This is a genomic window from Herbaspirillum sp. WKF16, from assembly GCF_028993615.1.
Taxonomy (GTDB): domain Bacteria; phylum Pseudomonadota; class Gammaproteobacteria; order Burkholderiales; family Burkholderiaceae_D; genus Herbaspirillum.
In genome coordinates this window covers 3243472-3269802 of the sequence record NZ_CP118632.1, presented here as the reverse complement: position 1 = coordinate 3269802, position 26331 = coordinate 3243472, and the positions used below count along the sequence as shown (strand labels likewise).

The window sequence follows — 26331 nt, the reverse complement described above, 5'->3', positions numbered from 1 at the left end:
TCGCGGCGCGACAGGTGTCGGCGCCGCACATCCACCAAGGAGCAGAGCATGACCATCCAGGCAATCAACGTACGCAATCAGTTCAAGGGCAAAGTCAAGGCCATCATCGAGGGTTCCGTGGTGTCGGAAGTCGACGTCGAGACCCCGGCCGGCATCGTCACATCGGTGATCACCACCCGCTCGGTCAAGGACCTGGGCCTGACCATCGGCAGCGAAGTCGTGGCGCTGGTGAAGGCGACCGAAGTCTCGATCGCCAAGCTGTAAGCAGCGCGGCAGGCCGCTCCCGCCTCGGGGGCGGCGCCTCTTTTTTCATGGAGCATGCCGGATGGCTTATCAGGCACTGGACGCTTATCTGGAGCGCCTCAATGGCAGTACCGGCAATGCCGGCAGCGCGGCAAACCCGAACGCATCGAGCGCATCGAATGCATCGAAGGTCTGGCTGGACGAGCAGGGCCGCGCGGTCGGGCGCTTCTTCAATACTTCGCTGACCTCGGCCTTCCAGGCCGTGCGCAGCTTCGGCGGCGGCGAGGTGATCGCCTACGAGGCCTTCGCCCGCAGCTATTCCGAGATCGACGACGGCCTGCACCTGTGGAAGCTGCTGGACCAGGCCGCCAGCGACGACGAGTCGGTCGAGCTCGACCGGCTGTGCCGCATGCTGCACGCCATCAACTACTATCGCCAGGCCGGCGATGACGCGCCCGAGCTGCACCTGTCGGTGCATGCGCGCCTGCTGGCGGCGGTCAACAACAATCACGGCGTGGCCTACCGACGCATCCTTTCGGCGCTGGAGCTGCCGCACGAACGCATCGTGCTGCAGCTGCCGGTGGTCACGCCCAACCAGCGCTGGTTGCTCAACTACGTGCTCGACAACTATCGCCGCAACGGCTTCCGCCTGGGCGTGTCGGCCAACAGCCCGCTGGAGGCGCTGAGCCTGCTCGACAAGGTCAGGCCCGACCTGATCAAGGTCGATGCGCGCGAGCTGGCCGATCCCGACAGCGTGGCGTTGCTGCTGCTGCGCGCGGCGGACCAGGGCGTGCGCATCTTCTTCAAGCGCGTCGAGAACCGCGAGGTGTTCGACAAGCTCGAACAATACGGCAGCGCGCTGGCCCAGACCATCCACGCCCAGGGTTACCTGTGGGACACCCCGCAGGCCCAGCTCCAGCCGTCGGGCGGATCGGGCCAGCAGGCCGCCTGAACGGCCACACGCCGGCCGCCGCCGGCGCCTTCCTTCGCGAGGTCACGATGAACCGCTCTTCTTTGCATCCTGCCGCCGCCGCGCCGCCGTCGCGCCTGGCCGACTACCGCGTGCTGGTCGCGCCCGGCCTGCACGGCAGCGGACCCGAGCACTGGCAGTCGCGCTGGCAGCGCCTGTATCCGGCATTCGAACGGGTAGAGCAGGAGGAGTGGGGCCAGGCCGAGCTGCCGCGCTGGTCGAGCCGCTTGGGCGAGATGTTGGCGCAGGACAGCCGGCCCACCGTGATCGTGGCCCACAGCTTCGGCTGCCTGACCACGGTGCACCGCGCCGCCGCCTTGCAGGCCGAGACCGGCGCCGGCTCCCCGATTGTGGCCGCCTTGCTGGTGGCCCCGGCCGATCCCGACAAGTTCGGCGTCGCCGCCGAGGTCAGCCACCGCCTGCCGTTCGCGGCGCTGGTGGTGGGCAGCGAGGACGATCCCTGGATGAGCGCGCCGCGCGCCCGCCATTGGGCCGAGGCGTGGGGCGCCGGTTTCACCAGCGCCGGGGCGCTCGGGCATATCAATGCCGACTCCGGCCTGGGCGACTGGACCGCCGGCCAGCGCCTGCTGCTGGGCCTGCTGGAGCGCGCCGCCGCCTCGCCGGCCTTGCCATGAAGGCAATTCTTCCTTGCCAGCTTGCGCGATTTTTCGTGTCTTCTTATTCGGTTTTCGTCTAAAGGCATGCAAAAAACTTCGTTCTCTTTATAACTAACGGGTGCGAATATCGGTCACCTATAGTCGCATTTGTAATAAAAAGAGAACGCTTCCATGTCCGCATCCAGTTCACCAGCCGCACCCATCGTGGCCCCGCAGGCCACGGCGACGGCCTCCCGCAGCGCCCGCGGCAAGCGCGTGCTGCCGGGTTTCGGCCTGTCGCTGGGCTTCACCATTTTCTACCTGACGCTGATCGTGCTGATCCCGCTGTCGGCGATCTTCCTCAAAACCTTCACCCTCACCTGGGAGGGCTTCGTCGAGGCGGTGACCTCGCCGCGCGTGATGGCGTCCTACCGGTTGACCTTCGGCGCCTCGCTGATCGGCGCCTTGCTCAACGTCTTCTTCGGCGGCATCGTGGCCTGGGTGCTGGTGCGCTACCGCTTCCCCGGCAAGCGCATCGTGGACGCCCTGGTCGACTTGCCGTTCGCGCTGCCCACCGCGGTGGCCGGCATCGCGCTGACCACCCTGTATTCCCAGAACGGCTGGATCGGCAGCCTGCTGGCCAAGATCGGCATCAAGGTCGCCTTCACCCCGCTGGGCGTGCTGGTGGCGCTGACCTTCATCGGCTTGCCCTTCGTGGTGCGCACCGTGCAGCCGGTGCTGGAAGACGCCGAGCGCGAACTTGAGGAAGCGGCCGCCAGCCTCGGCGCCAGCCGCTGGCAAACCTTCTCCTACGTGATCTTCCCGACCGTGCTGCCGGCGCTGCTCACCGGCTTTGCGCTGTCCTTTGCGCGCGCCGCCGGCGAATACGGTTCGGTGGTCTTTATCGCCGGCAACATGCCGATGGTGTCGGAGATCACGCCGCTGTTCATCGTGACCAAGCTGGAGCAATACGACTACGCAGGCGCCACCGCGATCGCCACGGTGATGCTGGTGGTGTCGTTCCTGCTGCTGCTGACGATCAACCTGTTGCAAGCCTGGACCCGCAAGCGCGGCCGGGCGGAAAGGGCCTGACATGAGTGGCGCTCCCTCTGCCAATTTCGCCGGCCGCGGCGAACCGCCGCTGACTCCCTCCGCCACGCTGGAACCCTTGTGGGTGCGCGTGGCGCTGGTGGGCATCGCGCTGGCCTTCCTGACGCTGTTCCTGTTCGTGCCGCTGGTGGCGGTGTTCTACGAGGCGCTCAAGAAGGGCTGGGACGTCTACGTGGCTTCCATCGTCGAACCCGACGCCTGGTCGGCCATCAAGCTGACGCTGCTGACGGCGGCCATCGCCGTGCCCCTGAACCTGGTGTTCGGCGTGGCGGCGGCCTGGGCCATCGCCAAGTTCGAGTTCCGCGGCAAGAACCTGCTGCTCACGCTGATCGACCTGCCGTTCTCGGTGTCGCCGGTGATCTCCGGCCTGATCTACGTATTGCTGTTCGGCCTGCAGGGCTACTTCGGCCCCTGGCTGCGCGAGCACGACATCAAGATCCTGTTCGCGGTGCCGGGCATCGTGCTGGCCACCGTGTTCGTGACCTTCCCCTTCGTGGCGCGCGAGCTGATCCCGCTGATGCAGTCGCAAGGCAGCGAGGAGGAGGAAGCCGCGCTGGTGCTGGGCGCCTCCGGCTGGCGCACCTTCTGGCACGTGACCCTGCCCAACATCAAGTGGGGCCTGCTGTACGGCGTGATCCTGTGCAATGCCCGCGCCATGGGCGAGTTCGGCGCGGTGTCGGTGGTCTCCGGCCACATCCGCGGCGAGACCAACACGATTCCGCTGCAAGTCGAGATCCTCTACAACGAATTTAACATCACCGGCGCCTTCGCCGTGGCGTCGCTGCTGGCCTTCCTGGCGCTGGTGACGCTGGCGATCAAGAGCCTCATCGAGTGGCGCCTGCACAAGCAGCTGGCCGTCTCCGAGAACGAATAACAGGAGTAGCACATGAGCATCGAAGTCAAACAGATCAACAAGCGCTTCGGCAGCTTCACCGCGCTGGACAACGTCTCGCTGGATTTCCCCGCGGGCGAGCTGACCGCGCTCTTGGGCCCTTCGGGCTGCGGCAAGACCACGCTGTTGCGCATCATCGCCGGCCTGGAGTCGCCCGATTCCGGCCAGGTGCTGCTGGACGGCGACGACGCCTCGGCGCGCCATGTGCGCGAGCGCCAGGTGGGTTTCGTGTTCCAGCACTATGCGCTGTTCAAGCACATGACCGTGTTCGACAACATCGCCTTCGGCCTGCGCGTGAAGCCGCGCAGCCAGCGCCCCTCGGAGGCGGCGATCCGCGAGAAGGTCAAGAGCCTGCTGGAGCTGGTGCAGCTGGACTGGCTGGCCGACCGTTATCCGCCGCAGCTCTCCGGCGGCCAGCGCCAGCGCATCGCCCTGGCGCGCGCGCTGGCGGTGGAGCCGCGCGTGCTGCTGCTGGACGAGCCCTTCGGCGCGCTTGACGCCAAGGTGCGCAAGGAGCTGCGCCGCTGGCTGCGCCGCCTGCATGACGAGCTGCACGTCACCAGCATCTTCGTCACCCACGACCAGGAAGAAGCGCTGGAAGTGGCCGACCAGGTGGTGCTGATGAACAAGGGCCGCGTGGAGCAGATCGGCGCGCCGCAGGAGGTCTACAACCATCCCGCCTCGCCCTTCGTCTACGGCTTCCTGGGCAACGTCAACCTGTTCCACGGCCGCCTGCATGAAGGCGTGCTGGACGCCGGCGGCGCGCAGTTCGCCGCGCCCGGCTACGACGACGCGCAAGACGCCGCCGGCATCGGCTTCGTGCGCCCGCACGATCTTGAAGTGGAGCGCTATTCGCCCGGCGCCGAGGGCATCGTGGTGCAACTGAAGCGCTCGCACGCCATCGGCCCGCTGGCCCAACTGGAGCTGGAGCGCGACGACAACGCCCAATTGATCGAGGCGGTGATTTCCAACGAGCGCTTCTCCCAGCTCGACCTGAAGAGCGGCGAGACCCTGGTGGTCAAGCCGCGCCGGTTGCGGGTGTTCGCCGACCAGGCCGGCGTCGACGGCGGGAGCGCGCGATGAACTTCCAGCAATTGCGATCCATCCGCGAAGCCGCGCGCTGCGGCTTCAACCTGACCGAAGTGGCCAACGTGCTCTTCACCTCGCAGCCCGGCGTGTCGCGCCAGATCCGCGAGCTGGAGGAAGAGCTGGGCGTGGAAATCTTCGAGCGCAACGGCAAGCGCCTGACCGGCCTGACCGAGCCCGGCAAGGGCATCCTCGGCATCGTCGAGCGCCTGTTGCTGGAGGCGGAGAACCTGCGCCGCGCCAGCAAGGAGTACGCCGGCGAGGAGAGCGGCACGCTGTCCATCGCCACTACCCACACGCAGGCGCGCTACGTGCTGCCGCGCGTGGTGCAGGCCTTCCGCGACGCCTTCCCGCAGGTGCGCATCGCCCTGCAGCAGAGCGCGCCGGAACACATCGCCGAATGGGTGATCTCGGGCAAGGCCGATATCGGCATCGCCACCGAGGGCCTGTCGCAGTTCAAGGAACTGGTGTCCTTCCCCTGTTATACCTGGAGCCACGTGCTGGTGGTGCCGCAAGGGCATCCGCTCCTGGGGTTGGAGCAGGTCGGCCTGGAAGACCTCGCGACCTGGCCGCTGATCACCTACGACGTCGGCTTCACCGGCCGCGGACACATCGACCAGGCGTTCCGCCAGGCCGGCATCGAGCCCGACATCGTGCTGACCGCGATGGACTCCGACGTCATCCAGCAATACGTGGCGCTGGGCATGGGCGTGGGCCTGGTGGCCTCGATGGCGGTGGACCAGGGCCAGCACCAGAACCTGGTGGCGATCAACGCGGCCCATCTGTTCAAGCCCAACATCGCGCGCCTGGCGGTGCGTCGCGGCGCCTACCTGCGCGGCTACGCCTACGACTTCATCCTGCAGTTCGCGCCCGACCTCAAGCGCGCCGACATCGTCAACGCCTTGAACGAGGCCAACGCCCAGCAGTGAGCGCGGGCCCTTACAGCGCCTTGCGGTAGACAATAAAGCCGGAGTCCAGCGCAACCGTGTCGTACAGGCGGCGCGCGGCGGCGTTGGTGTGATGGGTGTGCCAGTAGACGCGCTCGGCGCCGTCGGCGGCGGCGCGGCGGTACAGTTCCTCGATCAGCGCGCGGCCCACGCCCTTGCCGCGAGCGGCGTCGGCGGTGTACAGGTCCTGCAGGTAGCAGGTGGGCCCGAGCAGGATGGTGTTGCGGTGATAGAGGTAATGGGCGATGCCCAGCAGGCGGCCTTCGCTTTCGGCCACCAGCGCATGCACCGGCTCGGCCGCGTCATGGATGCGCGTCCAGGTGGCCAGGCTGATCTCCGGCGGCAGTGCAGTGGGACCGGAGCGGCCGTAGAAGGCGTTGTAGTCGTCCCAGAGTATCTTCCATTGCGGAAAATCGTCCCGCGCCGCCGTCCTGATGACGAACCCCTCCTTGCGCTGCTCCATGTGCTTCCTCCTGTTGGAGCGCACAGTATATACAGCGCGTTTTGCAAGCAAGGAAAAAAGCCCGGAGCGCGCGAACGCTCCGGGCTTTTCTTGCATTCGCGGACGATGTCCGCGCCGCTCAGGCGACCTTGCCGGTCTGCGTGAGCAGGGTGGCGTCGGCAACGCTGGCGGGCGTGACTGCCTGCGGCTGGGCTGCCATCCCGGCATTCATCAGTTCGCTGAAGTTGACCGCCGGTTTCTTCGCCGGCTGGGTCGTGGGGACATGCGCGGCCGCGTTGCGGCCGGAAGAGACGGAGTTGATCGTCATGGGATTCATCCTCAGGAAAGCGTGGGCTACCGGGCCGCGCCGGCCCAGACTCGTACTGCCGGGGAAGTATAGGCGGGCGTTACGTTTCGGCTGCGATTCTTAACCAAGACTTACCGCTCTTTACGCCGGAGCGCGGAGCATGACGCCGGCGTGACACCGGCCTTCATTTACTTGCGCAGGCGCGCCGCGCAGCTCTCGCGCAGGGCGGTGTCTTCCGGCGCGTCGTCATCGCCCTCGACGGTTGCCGCCGCTTGCGCGCCCCGGTGGGCGCAGCTGCGATAGCGCGTCACGTAGCGCTCGAATTCGGCGCGCGCCTCGCGCCTGGGCAGCGCGGCCAGCTTGCCGATGAAGTTGCGGCTGCCGATCTCGAAGTGCTGGTAGTCGATCGGTTGCTTCCAGTTGCCGCCCCAGACCAGGAAGCCGTGGTCGTAGAACACGCCGACCAGGTCTTCGGCCATGCCGGGCTTCACCGGCGCGCGCTGCAGGAATTCAGGCGCTGCCGCCGGCGGCAATACTTCCTGGCGGGCGCTGCCGGCCTGGCTCACATAGGGATTCTGCAAGGGGTTGATGTCGATCGCCGCGCCATAGGCATGCTTGGACCAGCCGCCGCCGCCGGTCATCGGGCGGCCGTTGAAGGCGGAGGTATTGTTGGCCGCCATCGATTTCCTGTCGTCGCCGTCGAAATGCTCCAGCGGCACGGCGCCGGCCAGCGGCACCGAGCGCAGCAGCAGTTCGCCGAACAGCGACTCCACCTGCGGCGCCACCGCATCCAGCACCACCACCGAGCCGCGGCGCACGGCGCCGTCGAAATCGGTGTAGTCGAAGCTGACCGTGGCCAGCCGCGCGCAGGGCACCGGATTGGCGGCGGTGATCACCTGGCGCGCCTTCATGTCGGCGCACTGCGCGGCCGACACCGGAATGATGTCGGCGCGGGCCGAAGGGGGCAGGAAGAGGGCGCCCAGCAAGGCCAGGCAGGAAAGCGGGGCGGGCAAGCGCGGGGTGCGGGCGGCGATGGAGGTCATAGTTGGCGATGATACGGCTTTTTCAAGTGCCTGGAGTTGTTGTCAGGGCAATGTTTCGACGGATGGCTGACATGAATATGCGTTGTTTTCTGACAGTCTGCGGCAAGCGAAACGGGAATAATTTGTCTCCAGAAGTAGTCGAATCTCGGCAAACCTATGATTTTCGGCAAATCCGATCAACAACCTTTGGAGGCAAAACATGCTGATTCGCCACACCCTCTTGGCTGCCGCCGTATTCACCGCTGTTCTCGCAGGCTGCAACAAGCGCGACGAAGCCCCGGCTACGCCCGCAGCCACTCCCCCGGCAAGTTCGCCGGCCGCACCGGCATCGCCGACTCCGGCCCCGGCTGATTCTGGCAGCACCTCGGCCGCGCCGGCCGCTCCTTCGGCAGCGCCCCCGGCCGACTCGTCGGCCCCGGCCGCACCGGCTACGCCGCCGGCCTCGGGCGATACCGCGGGCGGCGACAAGAAGCCGTAAGCAGCTTGGCATCGCTTTAAAAAAGAACGGCGACAGCCGCACAGCAATACCGCAGTGGGAACAGCACTGCATGCGCCGCAACGGATTTCCGTTGCGGCGCTTTTCATTGGAAGCCGAAAGGGGACGCGAGCGCGGCGTGGCATCGCGGCCCTATTGCCGCGCTTGCGCACGGGCTGCCATGGCGGGAGGGATGCGAGGGAAAAGTGTTGTCAAATCTTGCCGAACTTTTTTTCCGGCCCCTGACTCCTACAAGTGGTTGAACTGTTCCTTCAACCTCCCTCTTGATAGGGAACTTGCCCGCGGATATTTATGCTGCGGGCTTTTTTTTGCCCGCCGTTCATTTGGCCGGCGCGCCTTTCAGGACCGCGATCATCGCCCCGAACGCAGGCCCCATGTTGGCTTCCAGCGTGGGATACATGCGCGAGATGCTGCCGTCGAGATACAGCGCGTCGGTGCATTTGAGCTCGTCGCGCAGGAATACGGCGAAGTCGTAGAAACTGATCGGGTTGCGCGCGATGGCCAGCGTCACCATGCCGGCGGCGTCCAGGCAGACGGCGTTGCGCACCACGGCGTTGGGCGACTCCGGGGCGAAGCGCGGGTTGATCTTTCCGGCCACCATCATCAGCGGCCCCGACTGCGTGGCGTAGCGCGCGGTCGAACCCCACAGCGCGGCCTCGGCCGCGTAGTCCCCGGTCTCGACGATGTAGGCGTTGCGCGCCCCCAGCACGAACACGCCATTGGGCTGCATGTAGAAGTTGCCGTAGGCGTTCTGCCGGGTGTTGAGCTTGCGCAGCACGTTGCCGTTCTCGACGTACAGGCCCAGCGGCTGCAGTTGCTTGTCGTAGATGCCGGCGTTGGTGGCGCACAGCAGCTCCTGGCCCTGCTCGCGCAGCATGGCGTCGAGCCGCGCGAAGGTGCCCAGGGGCACCCCGGCCGCGTCCTTCCAGTAGGTGCGGATGGCGTCGCTGCGCGGATCGGCGCGGCAGGCGCTGATGAAGGTCTGGTGGTACTGGTATTGCCTGATCTCGGCGGCCGCGGCAGGGGCGCCGCCGAGCACGCCGAGCAGTGCGGCGGCCAGCCATGCGCAGGCGGCCCGCTGCGGGGCCAAAAGAGCAATCGGCGAAACGGAGGTAAAACGCATCGGGTATGTGCTTGTACGCCGGCAGGTCCTGCGGGGCATCCGCAGGGCAGGGCGGGCGCCTATTTTAAATGGCGTGCGCGCGGGCTTGCCAGCGGCGCTGCAATTTACCGCGCAAAGCCGCGCGCGGCCTGCGTTTGCGAGCGATCACGCGAGGCGGCGATTTGTGCAGTGCGAATCAGCAAGAAATTTTTGAAACGGAAGAAAAACAGGTCAAAACGTGCGGGAAATGAAATTTGAGAGGGCAGAAATGACGATATATGCTGTTTTCTCAAAAAAAATTTGGTGTATGTGACGGTGGTGTTACACTCTGCCCCCATGCGCCGGCCGGACCCGAAAAAAATCGGGGCCAGAGAACCGGAGCCCAACGTGCGCCTGCCTTTTTTCATCTCCGGCAGCGCTCTTTGAAACGAATACTTCATGGAGGAAACGTCAATGAAATCCGCAATCCGTCTGAGCAAGATCGCCCTGGCCACCGCCGCAGTTGCCGCCTTCGCGGGCGCCGCACACGCCGAAACCGTCAAGATCGCGATCGCCGGCCCGATGACCGGCGCCGTCGCCCAGTACGGCGATATGGTCAAGGCCGGCGCCCTGACCGCCGTGGAACAGATCAATGCCGCCGGCGGCGCCAACGGCAACAAGTTCGAAGTCGTACTGATGGACGACGCCTGCGAGCCCAAGCAAGCCGTGGCCGTGGCCAACAAGATCGTCAGCCAGGGCATCAAGTACGTGATCGGCCACGTGTGCTCGGGTTCCACCATCCCGGCCTCCGACATCTATGAAAACGAAGGCGTGGTGATGATCACCCCGTCGGCGACCGCGCCGCAGCTGACCGAAGCCAAGCCGCACAAGTACATCTTCCGCACCATCGGCCGCGACGACCAGCAAGGTCCCGCCGCCGCCCGCTACGTGATCGAGAAGCTCAAGCCCAAGAAGGTCGCCGTGCTGCACGACAAGCAGTCCTACGGCCAGGGCGTGGCTTCTTCGGTGAAGTCGGCGCTGGACGCGGCCAAGGTACCGGTGGTCGTGTTTGAAGGCATCAACGCCGGCGACAGCGACTACTCCGCCATCATCACCAAGCTCAAGTCCCAGGGCGTGGACTTCGTCTACTTCGGCGGCTATCACCCCGAAATGGGCCTGATCATGCGCCAGGCGCGCGAGCAGGGCGTCAAGGCCGTGTTCATGGGCCCTGAAGGCGTGGGCAACAAGGACATCACCGCCATCGCCGGTCCCGCTTCCGAAGGCATGCTGGTGACGCTGCCGGCCGACTTCGCCGCCGATCCGGCCAACGCCGCGCTGGTGAAGGCCTTCACCGCGCAGAAGCGCGATCCGAACGGCCCGTTCCAGATGCCGGCCTACTCGGGCGTGAAGATCATCGCCGACGCCATCGCCGGTTCCAAGTCCACCGATCCGGACAAGGTTGCCGCCTACATCCACGCCAACAGCTTCAAGACCCCGATCGGCACCGTCGAATACGACAAGAAGGGCGACCTGAAGGCGTTCAAGTTCGTCGTCTTCACCTGGCACAAGGATGCCACCAAGACCGAGGCGAAGTAATTAGCGCCTCGTCGGCGCGATCGTCTGACCTGACGTCAAACCGCGAAATGCCCCATTGCTGTATGAGTGGGGCATTTCCACATCTGGTAGTCCTCTCTTATGAATGAATTGCTCCCACAACTGACCCAGCAGCTCGTCAACGGGCTCTCGCTGGGCGCGATCTACGCGCTGATCGCCATCGGTTACACGATGGTCTACGGGATCATCGGCATGATCAATTTCGCCCACGGCGAGATCTACATGATCGCCTCCTATGTCGGCCTGGTCACCCTGACGGCGATCGGCGTGCAGTCCGGCTATCCGCTGCCGCTGCTGCTGGGCGGCGCGCTGGTGGTGTCGGTGCTGGTGACCGGCCTGTACGGCTGGACGGTGGAGCGCGTGGCCTATCGGCCGCTGCGCGGCGGGCCGCGCCTGGTGCCGCTGATCTCGGCCATCGGCATGTCCATCTTCCTGCAGAACTATGTCCAGATCGGGCAGGGCGCGCGCGACATGTCGGTGCCGGTGCTGATCTCGGGCGCGCTCGAATTCACCATGGGCGGCGACTTCACCGTCACCGTGCCGTATTCGCGCATGGTGATCGTCGGCGTCACGCTGCTGCTGATGATCGCGCTCACGCTGTTCATCGCGCGCTCGCGCATGGGCCGCGCCTGCCGCGCCTGCGCCGAGGACATGGGCATGGCCAACCTGCTGGGCATCGACACCAACCGCGTGATTTCCTTCACCTTCGTGCTGGGCGCGATGCTGGCGGCGGTGGGCGGCGTGCTGATCGCGCTGACCATCGGCAAGCTCAATCCCTACATCGGCTTCATCGCCGGCATCAAGGCCTTCACCGCGGCGGTGCTGGGGGGCATCGGCAGCATCCCCGGCGCCATGCTGGGCGGCGTGCTGCTGGGCCTGGCCGAGACCTTCGCGGCGGGCTACCTGCCGTCGGAGTACAAGGACGTGGTGTCCTTCGGCCTGCTGGTGCTGATCCTGCTGTTCCGTCCGACCGGCTTGCTGGGCAAGCCCGACGTCGAGAAGGTGTGACCTCGCGCGGCGCGCGACGGGACTACGACATATTCAAGGAGGCATGATGCCTGAGACTTTCAAGAACGCCGTGGCGGCGGCGCTGGTGACCGCCGTACTGACCATCCCGCTGCTGGGCATGCAGCTGCAGCTCGAGGGCTACCGGGTGGTGCTCAATACGCACTGGACGCCAGTGCTGGTGGCCGTGCTGGCGGTGTTCCTGTTCCAGCTGGCCAGGCCGGCGCTGTCGCGCACCACGGCCGGCGTCAAGCTGCCGGCCTTGCCGCGCATGCAGCCGCGCCAGCAGCGCGCGGCGGTCTTGCTGCTGCTGGTGGTGGCGCTGGTGTGGCCCTTCTTCGGTTCGCGCGGCTACGTCGACGTGATGACGCTGGCGCTGATCTATGTGGTGCTGGGCCTGGGCCTGAACATCGTGGTGGGCTTCGCCGGCCTGCTCGACCTGGGCTACGTGGGCTTCTACGCGGTGGGCGCCTATACCTACGCGCTGCTGAACCAATACTTCGGCCTGACGTTCTGGGAATGCGTGCCGCTGGCGGCCGCGGCCTCGGCGCTGTTCGGGTTCCTGCTGGGCTTCCCGGTGCTGCGCCTGCGCGGCGACTACCTGGCCATCGTCACGCTGGGCTTCGGCGAGATCATCCGCCTGCTGTTGAACAACATGACCAGCCTGACCGGCGGCCCCGACGGCGTCTCCGGCATTCCCAAGCCGACCGTGTTCGGCCTGGTCATGGCGCGCAATCCGGTCACCGAGGGCGGCACCACCTTCCACCAGCTGTTCGGCCTGAACTACCAGGGCGGACACATGGTGATCTTCCTGTACTTCCTGGCCCTGCTGATGGTGCTGTTCACCTACTTCGTCACCAGCCGCCTGCTGCGCATGCCCATGGGGCGCGCCTGGGAGGCGCTGCGCGAAGACGAGATCGCCTGCCGTTCGCTGGGCATCAACCCGACCAGGGTCAAGCTCTCGGCCTTCACGCTGGGCGCGGCCTTCGCCGGCCTGGCCGGTTCCTTCTTCGCCGCCCGCCAGGGCCTGGTGACGCCGGAGTCGTTTACCTTCATCGAGTCGGCGCTGATCCTTGCCATCGTGGTGCTGGGCGGCATGGGCTCGCAGCTGGGCGTGATCCTGGCCGCGATCCTGCTGACGGTGTTGCCGGAAGTGGCGCGCAGCTTCGCCGAGTATCGCATGCTGATCTTCGGCCTGGTGATGGTGCTGATGATGATGTGGCGTCCGCAAGGATTGCTGCCCGCCACCCGTCCGCATGTGGAGCTGCCGCAATGAGCCAGACAATGAAAAACCTGCTGGAAGTGTCCGGCCTGTCGATGCGCTTCGGCGGCCTGTTGGCGGTGGACGGCGTGTCGCTGTCGGTGGCCGAGAAGGAAGTGTTTGCCATCATCGGCCCCAACGGCGCCGGCAAGACCACGGTGTTCAACTGCATCAGCGGCTTCTACCAGCCCACCACCGGCGAGATCGGCCTGGACGGCGCGTCGATCGCCCGCCGCCCCAGCCACGAGGTGGCGCAGCATGGCCTGGTGCGCACCTTCCAGAACATCCGCCTGTTCAAGTCGATGACGGTGGTGGAGAACTTGCTGGTCGCGCAGCACCGCCAGGTCAACACCAACCTGCTCTCGGGCCTGTTGAAGACGCCGGCCTGGCGCCGTTCCGAGAAGGAAGCGCTGCAGCGCGCCGCCTTCTGGCTGGACCAACTGGGCCTGACGGCGCTGGCCAACCGCGAGGCCGGTACGCTGTCCTACGGATTGCAACGCCGCGTCGAGATCGCGCGCTGCATGATCACCAAGCCGCGCCTGCTGCTGCTGGACGAGCCGGCCGCCGGCCTGAATCCGCACGAGAAGCAGGAGCTGTCCCAACTGATCGATCGCCTGCGCCGCGAGCATGGCGTGGCGGTGCTGCTGATCGAACACGACATGAGCCTGATCATGGGCATCTCCGACCGCATCCTGGTGATGGAGCACGGCAAGCCCATCGTCACCGGCACGCCGGAACAAGTGCGCAGCGACGAGCGCGTGATCAAGGCTTACCTGGGAGAAGAATGATGCTGCAGTTTGACAAGGTGCATACCCACTACGGCGCCATCGAAGCGCTGCATGGCGTGTCCCTGAACGTGGAGAAGGGCGAGATCGTCACCCTGATCGGCGCCAACGGCGCCGGCAAGACCACGCTGCTGATGACGCTGTGCGGTCGCCCGCGCGCTTCCTCCGGCCGCATCCTGTTCGAAGGCGAGGAGATCACCAAGCTGCCCACGCACGAGATCATGCGCCGCGGCCTGGCGATCTCGCCCGAGGGCCGGCGCGTGTTCCCCAGCCTGACGGTGCTGGAGAACCTCAAGATGGGCGCCTTCTTCGCCACCAACGACGCCATCGAGCAGGGCATCGAACACGTCTTCGGCCTGTTCCCGCGCCTGAAGGAACGCGCGGCGCAGCGCGCCGGCACCATGTCCGGCGGCGAGCAACAGATGCTGGCCATCGGGCGCGCGCTGATGAGCCGTCCGCGCCTGCTGCTGCTGGACGAGCCGACCCTGGGCCTGGCGCCGCTGGTGATCGCGCAGATCTTCGACATCATCCGCACCATCCGCGAGAGCGGCGTGACGGTGTTCCTGGTCGAGCAGAACGCCAACAAGGCGCTGGGCGTGGCCGACCGCGGCTACGTGCTGGAGAACGGCCACGTGGTGCTGTCCGATACCGGCGCCAACCTGCTGGCCAACAGCGACGTGCGCAAGGCATACCTCGGGCACGGCTGATGCGCGTGGACGCACGGAGAAGAAGCGCATCGCCGGATGCGCTTTTTTTTCGCCCGCGCCATGGCGAGATTCGCATGGTAAGTGACACGCGGCTTTGTTTCAGGCTATGCTCGGTCATCCATCGACGGCAGCATCAGGAAAAAGGATCAAAATGATTTTGCGGCGCATCAGGAAGATCGGCATCGGCGTGGCGGCTGCCGCGTCCTTGCTGTGCATTTCCTCGGCGGCGCATGCCGACCGGCTCGCCGACATCAAGGCGCGCGGCACGCTGGTCTGCGCCACCCTGGCCAACAACGAACCGCTGGGTTTCCCCGATCCCCAAAGCCGCCAGATCGTCGGCTTCGACGTCGACATGTGCGCCGCGGTGGCGCGCGAGATCGGCGTGAGCATGGAGCACCGCAGCGTCACCGTGGAGGCGCGCATACCGGCCTTGCTGCAAGGGCATGCCGACCTGCTGGTGGCGGCGCTGGGCTTCACCCGCGAGCGCGCGCAGCAGATCGATTACACCGCCTCCCATTACCAGAACCCGATCAAGCTGATCGTGCGCGCCGACGCCGGCTTCAACCTGGTGACCGACCTCGCCGACAAGCGCATCAGCGCCAACCGCAGCTCGACGCCGGAGCAGGCGGTGCGCCGCATGCTGCCGCGCGCCTCGATGCTGACCTTCCCCGATACGCCGGGCGCCTTCCTGGCGCTGGCCCAGGAGAAGGTCGACGCGCTGGCCATTTCGATGCCTTCCGGCATTCGTTTCGTCAGCGAATCGGCGGGCCGCTTCAGGTTCGTCGAGGGCGCGCTGGCCTGGGAGCCGACCGCCATGGGCGTCAGGAAGGGCGAGCCGACCTTGCTGGCCGCCGTCAACGAAGCGCTGGTGAAGCTGGAGAAAGCCGGCGAGATCGATGCGCTGTGGACCAAGTGGTTCGGTCCCAAGACCAAGTTCAATATCCCGCGCGAGAAGAAACTCACGCCGATCGCCGGCTTCCAGTGAGGCGATGCCGGAGCAAAAAGGCGATCCCGCGGGATCGCTTTTTTTATGGCGCCGTTGCATGCGCCGATCCGGGGACGTTCGCCGCAGGTCCCGGCCGGGCTCGTTTTTTGCGCAGGGGAGGCCGCCTGCGCAGTCGCCGTCGGTGTTAACATGTGAGCCTCATCGGGCGCGCAAGGCGCCCATTTCATTGACATGCCCGGAAAGCAGACAGTGCAAGTGCAGACCCATAACGGCGCCCCGGAAGACGCCGACGGACTCCCCCGCGAACAACGCATCCTTGCCATCGTCACCGTGGTGCTGGCCGTGGCCATCGCAGTCATGGACGGCTCCATCGCCAACCTGGCGCTGCCCTCGATCGCGGCCGACCTCAGGGCCACCGACGCCGACGCCATCTGGATCATCAACAGCTACCAGATCGCCATGGCGGTGTGCCTGCTGCCGCTGGCCTCGCTGGGCGAGGTGATCGGCTATCGCCGCGTCTACCTGTGCGGGCTGGTGCTGTTCACGCTGTCCTCGCTGGCCTGCGCGGTGAGCGCCGACATGCTGCAACTGAGCCTGGCGCGCGTGGCGCAGGGCGTGGGAGCGGCCGGCATCCTCTCGGTGAACACCGCGCTGATCCGCTTCATCTATCCCAGCCGCCTGCTGGGAAGGGCCATCGGCTACAACGCCCTGGTGGCCGGCACCTCCACCGCGCTGGGACCGACCGTGGCCGGCTTCATCCTGCACTTCGCCTCCTGGCATTGGCTGTTCCTGATCAACATTCCGCTCGGCCTGCTGTCGCTCTTGATCGGCTGGAAGGCGCTGCCCTTCAATCCGCTGTCGGACCGCAAGTACGACCTGCGCAGCGCGCTGGTGTGCATGCTCTTCATCGGCCTGCTGCTCTACACGGTGGACGCCATCGGCCACGTGCAGGGCTGGGGCGTGGTGCTGGGGTGCGCCTTGCTGACGCTGGCCAGCCTGGCGGTGCTGCTGAAGGTGCAATCGGCCACCGCGCCGATGCTGCCGCTGGACCTGTTGCGCATCCCGCTGTTCGCGCTCTCGATCGGCACCTCGTTCTGTTCCTTCGCGGCCCAGATGGCGACCTTCGTGATGCTGCCCTTCATGCTGCAGAACCACCTTGGCATGAGCGCCGCGCGCGCCGGCCTGCTGCTCACCGCCTGGCCCATCGCGGTGGCGCTGACCGGCGTGGTCGCGGGCAAGCTGTCGGACCGCATGTCCTCGGGCCTGCTGGGCGGCATCGGCCTGGCCATCATGTGCGCCGGGCTGCTGTCGCTGCTGGCCATCGGCGCGGCCACGCCGGATGGCGTCATCGCGCTGCAGTTCGCGGTATGCGGTTTCGGTTTCGGTCTGTTCCAGTCGCCCAACAATCGCACGCTGATCAGTTCGGCGCCGCGCTCGCGCACCGGCGGCGCCAGCGGCATGCTGGGCACCGGGCGCCTGACCGGGCAAACGGCCGGCGCCTCGGTGGTGGCGATGATGCTTACCCTGTATGCCTCACCCTATGCGCTGGTGCTGTGGTGCGCCGCCGCGCTGGCGGGGGCGGGCTGCGTGGTCAGCCTGTCGCGGCTGCGTCATCATGGGGCGCAGGGCTGAGTTGGGGAAGCCGGTAGAAATAAAAAAAGCGATCCGTGGGATCGCTTTTTTTTCAGTGCGGGAATCGTTTCAGCCGGCGGCGAACACGTCGCGGCTATAGGCGTTGGCGGCGTGGGCCGCCACCGACAATGCCATGCTCAGGTAGTTGTCGCCATGCCGGCGCTTGCCCGCGCTTTGCTGCTCCAGCAGGAAGATCTGCTGGTATAGCGTGCGGATCTGCTGCTGCAGCAGCGAGCGCTGCTGCTTGCCGTCCTTGTTGGCCGGGAAGCGATTCAGGGAGTGCGATTGCTGCTGCAGGATGACGATGCGATTGCTCAATTGGGCGATCAGCTCGGACGGATCGTTGTCCAGCGTGTCGGCGACCGGATTTGCCACTGCCGTTTCGGTTTCCGCGTATTCGGAAATGACTGCCATGAAAGCTCCAGGCTGCAACAAGCGCAGCAAATGTTGAATCTTGGATTCTTTTACGGCGGCCCTGGCAATTCCTTGAGTCCAGGAAAAATAATTCTTTGAGGAAAGCGAAAGGCGGGCGCCGTTGCCGGCGTCCGCCTTGTCATTGTTGCATCATTGCCGCCAGGCGGCCCTGGGGTTTCAGATCACGCCGCGGCGCATCTGGTCCAGCTCGATCGATTCGAACAGGGCCTTGAAGTTGCCCTCGCCGAAGCCGTCGTTGCCCTTGCGCTGGATGATCTCGTAGAACACCGGACCGATCACGTTCTGGGTGAAGATCTGCAGCAGCAGGCCCTGGCCGTCGGTGGGCGCGCCATCGATCAGGATCTTCAGCTCATGCAGCGCTTTCAGGTCTTCGCCGTGGCCGGGGATGCGCCGCTCCACCAGGTCGTAGTAGGTGTCGATGGTGTCCTGCAGCGGCACGCCGCGCGCGCGCAGGTCGCGCACGGTGCGGTAGATGTCGTCGGTGCCCAGCGCGATGTGCTGGATGCCTTCGCCGTTGTACTGCCGGATGAATTCCTCGATCTGCGACTTGTCGTCAGCGCTCTCGTTGATCGGGATGCGGATCTTGCCGCAGGGGCTGGTCATGGCGCGCGACTTCAGGCCCGTCATCTTGCCTTCGATGTCGAAGTACTTGATCTCGCGGAAGTTGAAGAGACGGGTGTAGAACGACGACCAGGTGTCCATCGCGCCGCGCACCACGTTGTGGGTCAGGTGGTCGATGTAGGTCAGGCCCACGCCGCGCGGATTGCGCTCGGCATCGGGGAAGAACTGGAAATCGACGTCGTAGATCGAGCCGTTGTCGCCGTAGCGATCCACCAGGTACAGCAGCGAGCCGCCGATGCCGCGGATGGCCGGGATGTTCAGTTCCATCGGGCCGAGCTTGGCTTCCACGCCCTCGGCGCCCAGCTCCAGCGCCCGCCGGTAGACGAAGGCGGCGTCCTTGACGCGGAAGGCCATGGCGTTGACCGAGGCGCCGTGCACCTGGGCGAAGGCGGAAGCATTGCTCTCCGGTTCGGCGTTGACGATGAAGTTGATCTGGCCCTGGCGGTACAGCGTGACGTTCTTGGAACGGTGACGCGCCACGGCGGCGAAACCCATCAGCTCCAGCACGGCGGCGATGGCCGCGGGATCCTTGGCGGCGTATTCGACGAACTCGAAGCCGTCGGTGCCCATGGGGTTGTCGAACAGGTCCCGGCTGTTGGCGGGGGCGAAATTGGCGTCTGCGTGACCCATGCGTGTCTCCTCGCGGTGGGGAGGGCCGGCGGCGCGCAGGCTTGCCTTTTGGGCATGGACTGGCGGTGCTGCCGGCTGATCCTTGTCGCTTGTGTGGGGAGCGCGGCGGAATTGCCGGCCCATGGGAAGAGTTTATTGTGCCGATCGCGCAATATGTGATTGTTTTTTGCGTATTATGCTAGATAATATGCACAAATAATTCTTAAATTGGGAAATTGGAGAGAGAAATGAGCATCATCAACGTCGATCGCTTCGATCTGGCCTTGCTGACCGAGCTGCAGCGCGACGGCCATATCACCAATAGCGCGCTGGGGCAGAAGGTGCACCTGTCGACCTCGCAGATCAGCCGCCGCGTGCAGCGGCTGGAAGAGGCCCACGTGATCGAACGCTATACCGCGGTGCTGGATCCGGCGGTGGTGGGGCTGGGCGTGACCGCCTTTACCACCGTGACCCTGGACCGCCAGGGCGAGACCCGCGGCGAGCTCTTCGAGAAGGCGGTGGAGGCGATGCCCGAGGTGACCGAGTGCTTCTCGATCACCGGCGAGGCCGATTATATCCTGCGCATCGTGGCGCCCGACCTGGCGGCCTTTTCCGAGTTCATGATGGCGCGCCTGCTGCGCTTGCCGGGCGTGACCAACGTCAAGTCCAACATCACCCTGAAGAAGGTCAAGCAGTCGCACGAGCTGCCGCTGGAACACGTGATGCAGCCGGTCAAGTCGCGCCAGCGCATCAAGTTCTCGCAATAGGGTGATTTGAAAGCAAGCGCCGGAGTGCGGCGCCTCCCGGCGATTCGTAGACTGCAGACGTCAGAATCAAAAGGAGAGCATCATGCAAACCATGAGCAAGCAGATTTCCCGCCAGACAGCCGCGCTGCCCGTGGCACCCGCCCGCGTCTACCTCGGCGACGACGCGCGCTGGGCCGCCGTGCAGCAGCGCGACCCGGCGGCCGACGGCCAGTTCTACTACTCCGTGCGCAGCACCGGCGTGTATTGCCGGCCCTCCTGCGCGGCGCGTCCGGCGCTGCGCAAGAACGTCGCCTTCCACGACAGTTGCGCCGCCGCCGAGGCCGCAGGCTTTCGCGCCTGCAAGCGCTGCAAGCCCGACCAACCGCCGCTGGAGGAGCGCCAGGCGCAGGCGGTGGAGCAGGCCTGCCGCCTCATCGAGCAGGCCGACAGCGCGCCCGACCTGGCCACGCTGGCCGAGGCCGTGGGCATCAGCCGCTACCACTTCCATCGCATCTTCAAGGCGCACACCGGCCTCACTCCGCGGGCCTATGCCGACGGCCGCCGCGCCGAACGCATGCGGCGCGAACTGCCCGGCAGCGCCAGCGTGACCGAGGCGATCTACGACGCCGGCTTCAATTCCAGCGGACGCTTCTACGAACGCAGCGGCGAACAGCTGGGCATGACGCCCGGCGCCTATCGCCGCGGCGGCAGCGGTGAGCGCATCCGCTTCGCGGTGGCGCACTGCTGGTTGGGCGAGCTGCTGGTGGCGGCGACCGACAAGGGTATCTGCGCGGTAACTTTGGGCGACGATGCCGAGCGCCTGGTGCGCGAGCTGCAGGACCGCTTCCCCAAGGCCGAGCTGGTCGGCGGCGATCCCGCATTCGAACGCACGCTGGCGCAGGTGCTGGGTGCGGTCGAGGATCCGCGGCGCGGCGTCGAGCTGCCGCTGGATGTGCGCGGCACCGCGTTCCAGCAACGCGTATGGCAGGCGCTGCGCGAGGTGCCGCCGGGCGTGACGCTGAGCTACTCCGAGCTGGCCGGGCGCGTCGGCAGTCCGGCGGCCGTGCGCGCGGTGGCCAGCGCCTGCGGCAGCAACGAGATCGCGCTGCTGATTCCCTGCCATCGCATCGTCAGGCTGGATGGTTCGCCCTCCGGCTACCGCTGGGGCGTGGAGCGCAAGAAGGCGCTGCTGGAGAAGGAAGCGACGGTACGTACAGCATGATGCAAGGACGCCGCCGGCCATGACCCTGGACCTGTTTGCAACGCTGGAGCCGCAGCCCTCGCGCGAACCCATCGCGCCGGGCGCGGTGCTGCTGCGCGCCTTCGCCTGGGCGCAGCAGGAGGAGCTGGCGGCGGCGGTGGCGCAGGTCATCGCGCAGTCGCCGCTGCGCCACATGCAGACGCCGGGCGGCTTTCGCATGTCGGTGGCGATGAGCAATTGCGGGGAGTACGGCTGGGTCACCGACCGGCGCGGCTATCGCTACCAGGGGGATGATCCGCTGTCGGGCGATCCCTGGCCGGAGATGCCCGGCGCATTTCGCGAATTGGCCGTGCGCGCGGCGCAGGAGGCCGGCTTCCGCGGCTTCGATCCGGACGCTTGTTTAGTCAACCGCTACGAACCCGGGGCGCGCATGTCGCTGCACCAGGACAAGAACGAGCAGGACATGGGGCAGCCCATCGTCTCGGTCTCGCTGGGTTTGCCGGCCACCTTCCTGTTCGGCGGCATGGAGCGTGCCGACAAGCCGCGCAAGATGCGCCTGGAAAGCGGCGACGTGGTGGTCTGGGGCGGGCCGGCGCGGCTGCTGTACCACGGCGTCGACGCCTTGCCCGAGGGCGAGCACCCGCTCACCGGGCGCTGCCGCTACAACCTGACCTTCCGTCGCGCCCGCTGAGGCGCGCGCCCAAAGACAAGCCGCGCGCGCGGGCATACAATGGCGGTTGCCCTCCGATCCACGGCCCATGCCGCCCGCGACGGAGTCATCCCACCGTATCGACATCACAGAACAAGACCATGGAGACAGCACTCGACAACGTGCCCGACGGCCCGCCGTCCATCCCGCCCGCATCCGCGCCGCAACCGGCCGAGAAGACCGGCTTCCGCGTACTGGGGGCGATCAGCTTCTCGCACTTCCTCAACGACATGATCCAGTCGCTGCTGCTGGCCATCTATCCGCTGCTCAAGGGCAATTTTCACCTCAGCTTCGCGCAGATCGGACTGATCACGCTGACCTTCCAGGTCACGGCATCGCTGCTGCAGCCGCTGGTGGGCCTGTACACCGACAAGCATCCGAAACCGTATTCGCTGGCCGTGGGCATGGGCTCGACGCTATGCGGCCTGCTGCTGCTGTCGGTGGCGCCCAACTTCGGCGTGCTGCTGCTGGCGGCGGCGCTGGTGGGCACCGGTTCATCGGTGTTCCATCCGGAAGCCTCGCGCGTGGCGCGCATGGCCTCGGGCGGTCGCCACGGCCTGGCGCAGTCGCTGTTCCAGGTCGGCGGCAACGCCGGCAGCGCGATGGGGCCGCTGCTGGCGGCGTGGATCATCATTCCCGGCGGCCAGCGCAGCGTAGCCTGGTTCGCCATTGCCGCGTTGATCGCCATCGTGGTGCTGCGCCAGATCGGCCACTGGTACGCGCGCCAGCAAAGCGCGGCCAAGGGCAAGGGAAAGAAGAAGGGGCCGGCCTATGCGCAGCTGCCCAAGTCCAAGGTGACGCAGGCGGTGTGCATCCTGCTGCTGCTGATCTTCTCCAAGTACTTTTACATGGCCAGCCTGTCGAGCTACTTCACCTTCTACCTGATCAGCAAGTTCCAGCTGTCGGTGCAGGACGCGCAGCTGCACCTGTTCGCCTTCCTGTTCGCGGTGGCGGTGGGCACCGTGGCCGGCGGCCCGATCGGCGACCGCATCGGCCGCAAGGCGGTGATCTGGACCTCGATCCTGGGCGTGGCGCCGTTCACGCTGATGCTGCCCTACGCCAGCCTGTTCTGGACCGGCGTGCTGTCGGTGATCATCGGCCTGATCCTGGCTTCGGCCTTCTCCGCCATCCTGGTGTTCGCGCAGGAGCTGATGCCGGGAAAGATCGGCACGGTCTCGGGCTTGTTCTTCGGCTTCGCCTTCGGCATGGGCGGCATCGGCGCGGCGCTTCTGGGCAAGCTGGCCGACCTGACCGACATCAACTTCGTCTACCAGGTGTGCGCCTTCCTGCCGCTGATCGGCTTGCTGGCGGCGTTCTTGCCGAAGATGCAGAAATTGCCTGCCGCGTAGCGCAGGCAGGGGCGCATCTGCCGCTCCTGCTTTCGCAGCAACGGCAGGCCTGCGTGGATCAGGCGTGCGACCGGTGTACCGCCGGCCTGGCGGGAGCCTGGCGTTTCCTTTCTCCCGCCGTGCGGTCTTGCCGCGGCGCCGGCCGGCGCGCCCGCCCGGCGTCTTCATCGGCCTCGCGCAGCCGCTGCTGCAACAGCGCCAATACCGCGGCTTCTTCCGGCGTCAGCGCGTGCAGCTCCTCCACCAGTTCGTGTTTCACCCGCTCTTCGAGCAAGTCGGTGAAGCCGCCTCCCAGGTAACTCTCCACCACTGCCGGGTGCACGTAGCACTTGCGGCAGATGGAGGGCGTGTTGCCCAGTTTCTTGGCCACGTTCTCGATGGCGCGCACCACGTTCTTCTTGGCCTGGGCTTGCGAGTCGAAGACCTCGAAGGCCTGCAGCGCCAGCGTCGCCAGCACGGTGCCGGCCCAGGTACGGAAATCCTTGGCGCTGAAATCCTCGCCGGTGACCTCGCGCAGGTAGGCGTTGACATCGCCCGAGTCGATGCTGTGCGCCTGGCCGTCGTCGTCCACGTACTGGAACAGCTCCTGTCCGGGAAGGTCGCGCATCTTGCGGATCAGGCGCACCACGTAGGGGTCGTGCAGCTTGATCTCGTGCTGCACGCCGCTCTTGCCGCGAAAGCGGAACAGCACGTCGCTGCCGTCGATGCGCACGTGCCGGTTGCGCAGCGTGGTCAGGCCGAAGGACTTGTTTTCGCGCGCATATTCATCGTTGCCCACGCGCATCAGCGTGGCCTGCAGCAGGTGCACGATGGAGGCCACTACCTTCTGGCGGTGCAGCCCGGGCCGGTGCAGGTCTTCGTACACCGCGCGGCGGATCGCCGGCAGCGCCTGGGCGAAGCTGAGCATGCGTTCATACTTGGCGTCGTCGCGCACCAGGCGCCAATGCGGGTGATAGCGGTATTGCTTGCGTCCGCGCGCGTCGCGGCCGGTGGCCTGGATGTGGCCGTTGGCCCAGGGGCTGATCCAGACCTCGTCCCAGGCCGGCGGAATGGCCAGCGAGCGCAGGCGCTCGATTTCTTCCTTGTCGTGAATCGCGCGCCCTGCGGCGTCGTGATAGGAGAAGCCCTTGCCATGGCGGCTGCGCGTGATGCCGGGCATGTCGTCGCTCATGTAGCGCAGGCCGTTCTGGCGCGCGATGTCGGCCGCTTCCTCGTGATATCCGTCGCGCTCGCTGGCGGTATGTCCCATGCTCGTCGTTCTCCTTGTGCGATCGCGCTGCACGGATGAGGTTACGTTGAATCGAGAGGTTTTTTTGACTATTGGTTAAGCCGATTATTGTCAAAGCAGGGGGCGAGGGCAGTCAGTCGCGCGCGGGAAGTCTTGTGGGAGTTTTCCTACGCGGCCAGCGACGGCCGGCAGGGCGGGATCGGCGCGGACGAGCTGCGCCGGAATGAAAAAAGGCCGGAGCGCATTGCACTCCGGCCAAGCATTCTGCGAGGGAAGCAGAAGGATGAAAAATCGAGATGCGGCTTATGCTCCCGCCAGGCGCGGCGCGTGGCCGTGACCGAAGCCGCCCATGTAGCGCGCCACCGAGAGGTCGTCGTGGGCGATCGCCGGGCGGCGGCCCGAGATCAGGTCCGAGAGCAGCTTGCCGGAGCCGCAGGACATGGTCCAGCCCAGCGTGCCGTGGCCGGTGTTGATGTAGAGATTGGAGAGCGGCGTGGCGCCCACCACCGGCGTGCCATCCGGCGTCATCGGACGCAGGCCGGTCCAGAAGCTGGCTTGCGCAGTGTCGCCGGCGCCCGGGAACAGGTCGTTGACCACCAGCTCCAGCGTGGCGCGGCGCTTGGCGCTCAGGCTCTTGTCGTAGCCCACGATCTCGGCCATGCCGCCCACGCGGATGCGATCGTCGAAGCGGGTGACGGCGATCTTGTAGGTCTCGTCCAGGATGGTGGAGACCGGCGCGGCGGCGGCGTCGACGATGGGCACCGTGATCGAGTAGCCCTTGAGCGGATAGACCGGGATCTCAGGCAGCGCCGGCACATCGCGCAGCAGCTGCGGCGAGTGCGAGCCCAGCGCCACCACGTAGGCGTCGGCCTGCACCAGTTCGCGCCCGCACACCACGCCGCCGATCTTGTCGCCGGCCATGGCCAGCGCGTCGATCGAGACGCCGTAGCGGAACTTCACGCCCAGCTCCTCGGCCATCCCGGCCAGGCGGCTGGTGAACAGCTGGCAGTCGCCGGTTTCGTCGTTGGGCAGGCGCAGGCCGCCGGCGAGCTTGCCGCGCACCTTGGCCAGCGCCGGTTCGGCTTGCGCCAGCCGGTCGGCCGAGAGCAGTTCGTAGGGCACGCCGGCCTCCGACAGCACGGCGATGTCCTTGGCCGCGCCGTCCAGCTGTTCCTGTGTGCGGAACAGCTGCAGCGTGCCTTGCTGGCGGCCTTCATAGGGGATGCCGGTATCGGCGCGCAGCTCGCGGAAGCAGTCGCGGCTGTATTCGGCCAGGCGCACCATGCGTTCCTTGTTCACGGCATAGCTGGCGGCATTGCAGTTGCGCAGCATCTGCCACATCCAGCGCAGCTGGCGCAGCGTGCCGTCCGGGCGGATCGCCAGCGGCGCGTGCTCCTGGAACATCCACTTCAGCGCCTTCAGCGGGATACCGGGCGCGGCCCAGGGCGAAGCGTAGCCGGGCGAGATCTGGCCGGCGTTGCCGAACGAGGTCTCCAGCGCCGGGCCGTCCTGGCGTTCCAGCACGGTGACTTCGTGGCCTGCCTTGGCCAGGTACCAGGCGCTGGTGACGCCGATGACACCGCTTCCGAGAATGACGACACGCATGGATGACCCCCGTCTTGATATGAATGTGCTGGTAAACAGCTTGTGTATAGAAGATTCAGCTATGATATTGGTGAATAAATAGTGTTTGTTTGCGTATTTTCATGTTGTTTCAGTGGATGATCGCGAGAAACTGCTTTTGACGAGAAAAAACCATGAGAACCCAGCAGCAGTCCGTCCGCACCCTGGACAAGCTCGACCACCGCATCCTCGCCGTCCTGCAAAAGGACGGCCGCATTTCCATGAAGGAGCTGGGCGAGCAGGTCGGCCTGTCGGTCACGCCCTGCATCGAGCGGGTGCGGCGCATGGAGCGCGACGGCGTGATCAGCGGCTACTACGCGCGCGTGAACCCCGAGGCGCTGGGGGCGACGCTGCTGGTGTTCGTCGAGATCACGCTGAACCACAAGTCGGGCAACATGTTCGAGCAGTTCCGGCGCGAGGTGCTGCGCATCCCCGAGGTGCAGGAATGCCACCTGGTCTCGGGCGACTTCGACTACCTGATCAAGGCGCGCATCCGCGGCATGGCGGAATACCGCAAGCTGCTGGGCGACATCCTGCTGCAGCTGCCCGGGGCGGCGCAGTCCAAGAGCTACGTGGTGATGGAGGAAATCAAGGAGACGCTGGCATTGCCGCTGGATGAATGACGGGGCGGGCGTCCGAACCGCCGG

Annotated in this window: 28 protein-coding genes; 19 read left to right on the top strand and 9 right to left on the bottom strand. The window is 66.2% G+C overall.

Going from position 1 to position 26331, the window contains the following annotated elements:
- Nucleotides 1–48: 48 nt before the first annotated feature.
- The 7 genes from Herbaro_RS14850 to Herbaro_RS14820 all read left to right on the top strand — a co-directional run bounded on the left by Herbaro_RS14850 (nucleotide 49) and on the right by Herbaro_RS14820 (nucleotide 5826).
- Nucleotides 49–264, top strand: a complete 216-nt coding sequence (locus Herbaro_RS14850; RefSeq protein ID WP_006464491.1) for a TOBE domain-containing protein — start codon at nucleotides 49–51, stop codon at nucleotides 262–264.
- A 61-nt stretch (nucleotides 265–325) separates the two neighbouring features.
- Nucleotides 326–1195: an EAL domain-containing protein gene (locus tag Herbaro_RS14845; RefSeq protein WP_275010393.1), complete on the top strand. Its 870-nt coding sequence runs from the start codon at nucleotides 326–328 to the stop codon at nucleotides 1193–1195.
- Nucleotides 1196–1242: 47 nt separating this feature from the next.
- Nucleotides 1243–1848, top strand: a complete 606-nt coding sequence (locus Herbaro_RS14840) for an RBBP9/YdeN family alpha/beta hydrolase (protein WP_275010392.1) — start codon at nucleotides 1243–1245, stop codon at nucleotides 1846–1848.
- A gap of 153 nt (nucleotides 1849–2001) precedes the next feature.
- Entirely contained in the window at nucleotides 2002–2901 is a 900-nt protein-coding gene (cysT, locus tag Herbaro_RS14835; protein ID WP_275010391.1) for a sulfate ABC transporter permease subunit CysT, read from the top strand.
- 1 nt (nucleotide 2902) lies between these two features.
- Nucleotides 2903–3793, top strand: coding sequence for a sulfate ABC transporter permease subunit CysW (cysW, locus tag Herbaro_RS14830; protein ID WP_275010390.1), 891 nt, complete (start codon nucleotides 2903–2905; stop codon nucleotides 3791–3793).
- A 12-nt stretch (nucleotides 3794–3805) separates the two neighbouring features.
- A complete protein-coding gene (locus Herbaro_RS14825; RefSeq protein ID WP_275010389.1) occupies nucleotides 3806–4894 on the top strand; it encodes a sulfate/molybdate ABC transporter ATP-binding protein in 1089 nt (362 codons plus the stop codon).
- Nucleotides 4891–5826 (top strand): CysB family HTH-type transcriptional regulator, encoded by a 936-nt coding sequence (locus Herbaro_RS14820; protein WP_275010388.1) that lies wholly within the window; start codon nucleotides 4891–4893, stop codon nucleotides 5824–5826. Before Herbaro_RS14825 ends, Herbaro_RS14820 begins: the two co-directional genes overlap by 4 nt.
- Before the next feature lie 10 nt (nucleotides 5827–5836).
- Here the strand turns inward: Herbaro_RS14820 and Herbaro_RS14815 are convergent, their stop codons facing one another.
- The 5 genes from Herbaro_RS14815 to Herbaro_RS14795 all read right to left on the bottom strand — a co-directional run bounded on the left by Herbaro_RS14815 (nucleotide 5837) and on the right by Herbaro_RS14795 (nucleotide 9674).
- Nucleotides 5837–6307, bottom strand: coding sequence for a GNAT family N-acetyltransferase (locus Herbaro_RS14815; RefSeq protein ID WP_342456495.1), 471 nt, complete (start codon nucleotides 6305–6307; stop codon nucleotides 5837–5839).
- A gap of 118 nt (nucleotides 6308–6425) precedes the next feature.
- On the bottom strand, nucleotides 6426–6614 hold the full coding sequence (locus Herbaro_RS14810) for a hypothetical protein (RefSeq protein ID WP_275010386.1): 189 nt from the start codon (nucleotides 6612–6614) through the stop codon (nucleotides 6426–6428).
- Nucleotides 6615–6781: 167 nt separating this feature from the next.
- Nucleotides 6782–7636, bottom strand: coding sequence for a M15 family metallopeptidase (locus tag Herbaro_RS14805; protein ID WP_275010385.1), 855 nt, complete (start codon nucleotides 7634–7636; stop codon nucleotides 6782–6784).
- 815 nt (nucleotides 7637–8451) lie between these two features.
- Entirely contained in the window at nucleotides 8452–9255 is an 804-nt protein-coding gene (locus tag Herbaro_RS14800) for a phosphodiester glycosidase family protein (RefSeq protein WP_275010384.1), read from the bottom strand.
- Between the two features lie 104 nt (nucleotides 9256–9359).
- Nucleotides 9360–9674: a hypothetical protein gene (locus tag Herbaro_RS14795; RefSeq protein ID WP_275010383.1), complete on the bottom strand. Its 315-nt coding sequence runs from the start codon at nucleotides 9672–9674 to the stop codon at nucleotides 9360–9362.
- A 13-nt stretch (nucleotides 9675–9687) separates the two neighbouring features.
- Between Herbaro_RS14795 and Herbaro_RS14790 the strand changes: the two genes are divergently transcribed.
- From Herbaro_RS14790 to Herbaro_RS14760, 7 genes are all read left to right on the top strand, one after another.
- A complete protein-coding gene (locus Herbaro_RS14790) occupies nucleotides 9688–10809 on the top strand; it encodes a branched-chain amino acid ABC transporter substrate-binding protein (RefSeq protein ID WP_275010382.1) in 1122 nt (373 codons plus the stop codon).
- A gap of 99 nt (nucleotides 10810–10908) precedes the next feature.
- Nucleotides 10909–11835 (top strand): high-affinity branched-chain amino acid ABC transporter permease LivH, encoded by a 927-nt coding sequence (livH, locus tag Herbaro_RS14785; protein WP_275010381.1) that lies wholly within the window; start codon nucleotides 10909–10911, stop codon nucleotides 11833–11835.
- A 46-nt stretch (nucleotides 11836–11881) separates the two neighbouring features.
- Complete coding sequence (locus Herbaro_RS14780) at nucleotides 11882–13108, top strand: high-affinity branched-chain amino acid ABC transporter permease LivM (RefSeq protein ID WP_275010380.1); 1227 nt, start codon at nucleotides 11882–11884, stop codon at nucleotides 13106–13108.
- Entirely contained in the window at nucleotides 13105–13881 is a 777-nt protein-coding gene (gene livG, locus Herbaro_RS14775; protein WP_275010379.1) for a high-affinity branched-chain amino acid ABC transporter ATP-binding protein LivG, read from the top strand. Before Herbaro_RS14780 ends, livG begins: the two co-directional genes overlap by 4 nt.
- Nucleotides 13881–14585 (top strand): ABC transporter ATP-binding protein, encoded by a 705-nt coding sequence (locus Herbaro_RS14770; protein WP_275010378.1) that lies wholly within the window; start codon nucleotides 13881–13883, stop codon nucleotides 14583–14585. The genes livG and Herbaro_RS14770 overlap by 1 nt, the downstream gene beginning before the upstream one ends.
- A gap of 151 nt (nucleotides 14586–14736) precedes the next feature.
- Nucleotides 14737–15570: an ABC transporter substrate-binding protein gene (locus Herbaro_RS14765; RefSeq protein WP_446719273.1), complete on the top strand. Its 834-nt coding sequence runs from the start codon at nucleotides 14737–14739 to the stop codon at nucleotides 15568–15570.
- Between the two features lie 192 nt (nucleotides 15571–15762).
- On the top strand, nucleotides 15763–17163 hold the full coding sequence (locus Herbaro_RS14760) for an MFS transporter (protein ID WP_446719272.1): 1401 nt from the start codon (nucleotides 15763–15765) through the stop codon (nucleotides 17161–17163).
- Between the two features lie 69 nt (nucleotides 17164–17232).
- Here the strand turns inward: Herbaro_RS14760 and Herbaro_RS14755 are convergent, their stop codons facing one another.
- Nucleotides 17233–17577, bottom strand: a complete 345-nt coding sequence (locus tag Herbaro_RS14755; RefSeq protein WP_275010376.1) for a FlxA-like family protein — start codon at nucleotides 17575–17577, stop codon at nucleotides 17233–17235.
- A 177-nt stretch (nucleotides 17578–17754) separates the two neighbouring features.
- A complete protein-coding gene (gene hppD, locus Herbaro_RS14750) occupies nucleotides 17755–18849 on the bottom strand; it encodes a 4-hydroxyphenylpyruvate dioxygenase (protein WP_275010375.1) in 1095 nt (364 codons plus the stop codon).
- A gap of 227 nt (nucleotides 18850–19076) precedes the next feature.
- Here hppD and Herbaro_RS14745 point away from each other — a divergent pair, with 227 nt between their 5' ends.
- From Herbaro_RS14745 to Herbaro_RS14730, 4 genes are all read left to right on the top strand, one after another.
- Entirely contained in the window at nucleotides 19077–19595 is a 519-nt protein-coding gene (locus tag Herbaro_RS14745) for an Lrp/AsnC family transcriptional regulator (protein ID WP_275010374.1), read from the top strand.
- A gap of 91 nt (nucleotides 19596–19686) precedes the next feature.
- Nucleotides 19687–20796, top strand: coding sequence for a bifunctional DNA-binding transcriptional regulator/O6-methylguanine-DNA methyltransferase Ada (gene ada, locus Herbaro_RS14740; protein WP_275014026.1), 1110 nt, complete (start codon nucleotides 19687–19689; stop codon nucleotides 20794–20796).
- 19 nt (nucleotides 20797–20815) lie between these two features.
- On the top strand, nucleotides 20816–21466 hold the full coding sequence (gene alkB, locus Herbaro_RS14735) for a DNA oxidative demethylase AlkB (protein ID WP_275010373.1): 651 nt from the start codon (nucleotides 20816–20818) through the stop codon (nucleotides 21464–21466).
- Between the two features lie 119 nt (nucleotides 21467–21585).
- Entirely contained in the window at nucleotides 21586–22833 is a 1248-nt protein-coding gene (locus Herbaro_RS14730; RefSeq protein WP_275010372.1) for an MFS transporter, read from the top strand.
- A 58-nt stretch (nucleotides 22834–22891) separates the two neighbouring features.
- Here the strand turns inward: Herbaro_RS14730 and Herbaro_RS14725 are convergent, their stop codons facing one another.
- Complete coding sequence (locus Herbaro_RS14725; RefSeq protein ID WP_275010371.1) at nucleotides 22892–24082, bottom strand: DNA topoisomerase IB; 1191 nt, start codon at nucleotides 24080–24082, stop codon at nucleotides 22892–22894.
- 282 nt (nucleotides 24083–24364) lie between these two features.
- Nucleotides 24365–25687, bottom strand: coding sequence for a D-amino acid dehydrogenase (locus tag Herbaro_RS14720; RefSeq protein WP_342456513.1), 1323 nt, complete (start codon nucleotides 25685–25687; stop codon nucleotides 24365–24367).
- Between the two features lie 131 nt (nucleotides 25688–25818).
- On the opposite strand from Herbaro_RS14720, the gene Herbaro_RS14715 reads away from it, so the two are divergent.
- Nucleotides 25819–26307, top strand: coding sequence for an Lrp/AsnC ligand binding domain-containing protein (locus tag Herbaro_RS14715; RefSeq protein ID WP_275010369.1), 489 nt, complete (start codon nucleotides 25819–25821; stop codon nucleotides 26305–26307).
- Nucleotides 26308–26331: the final 24 nt, after the last annotated feature.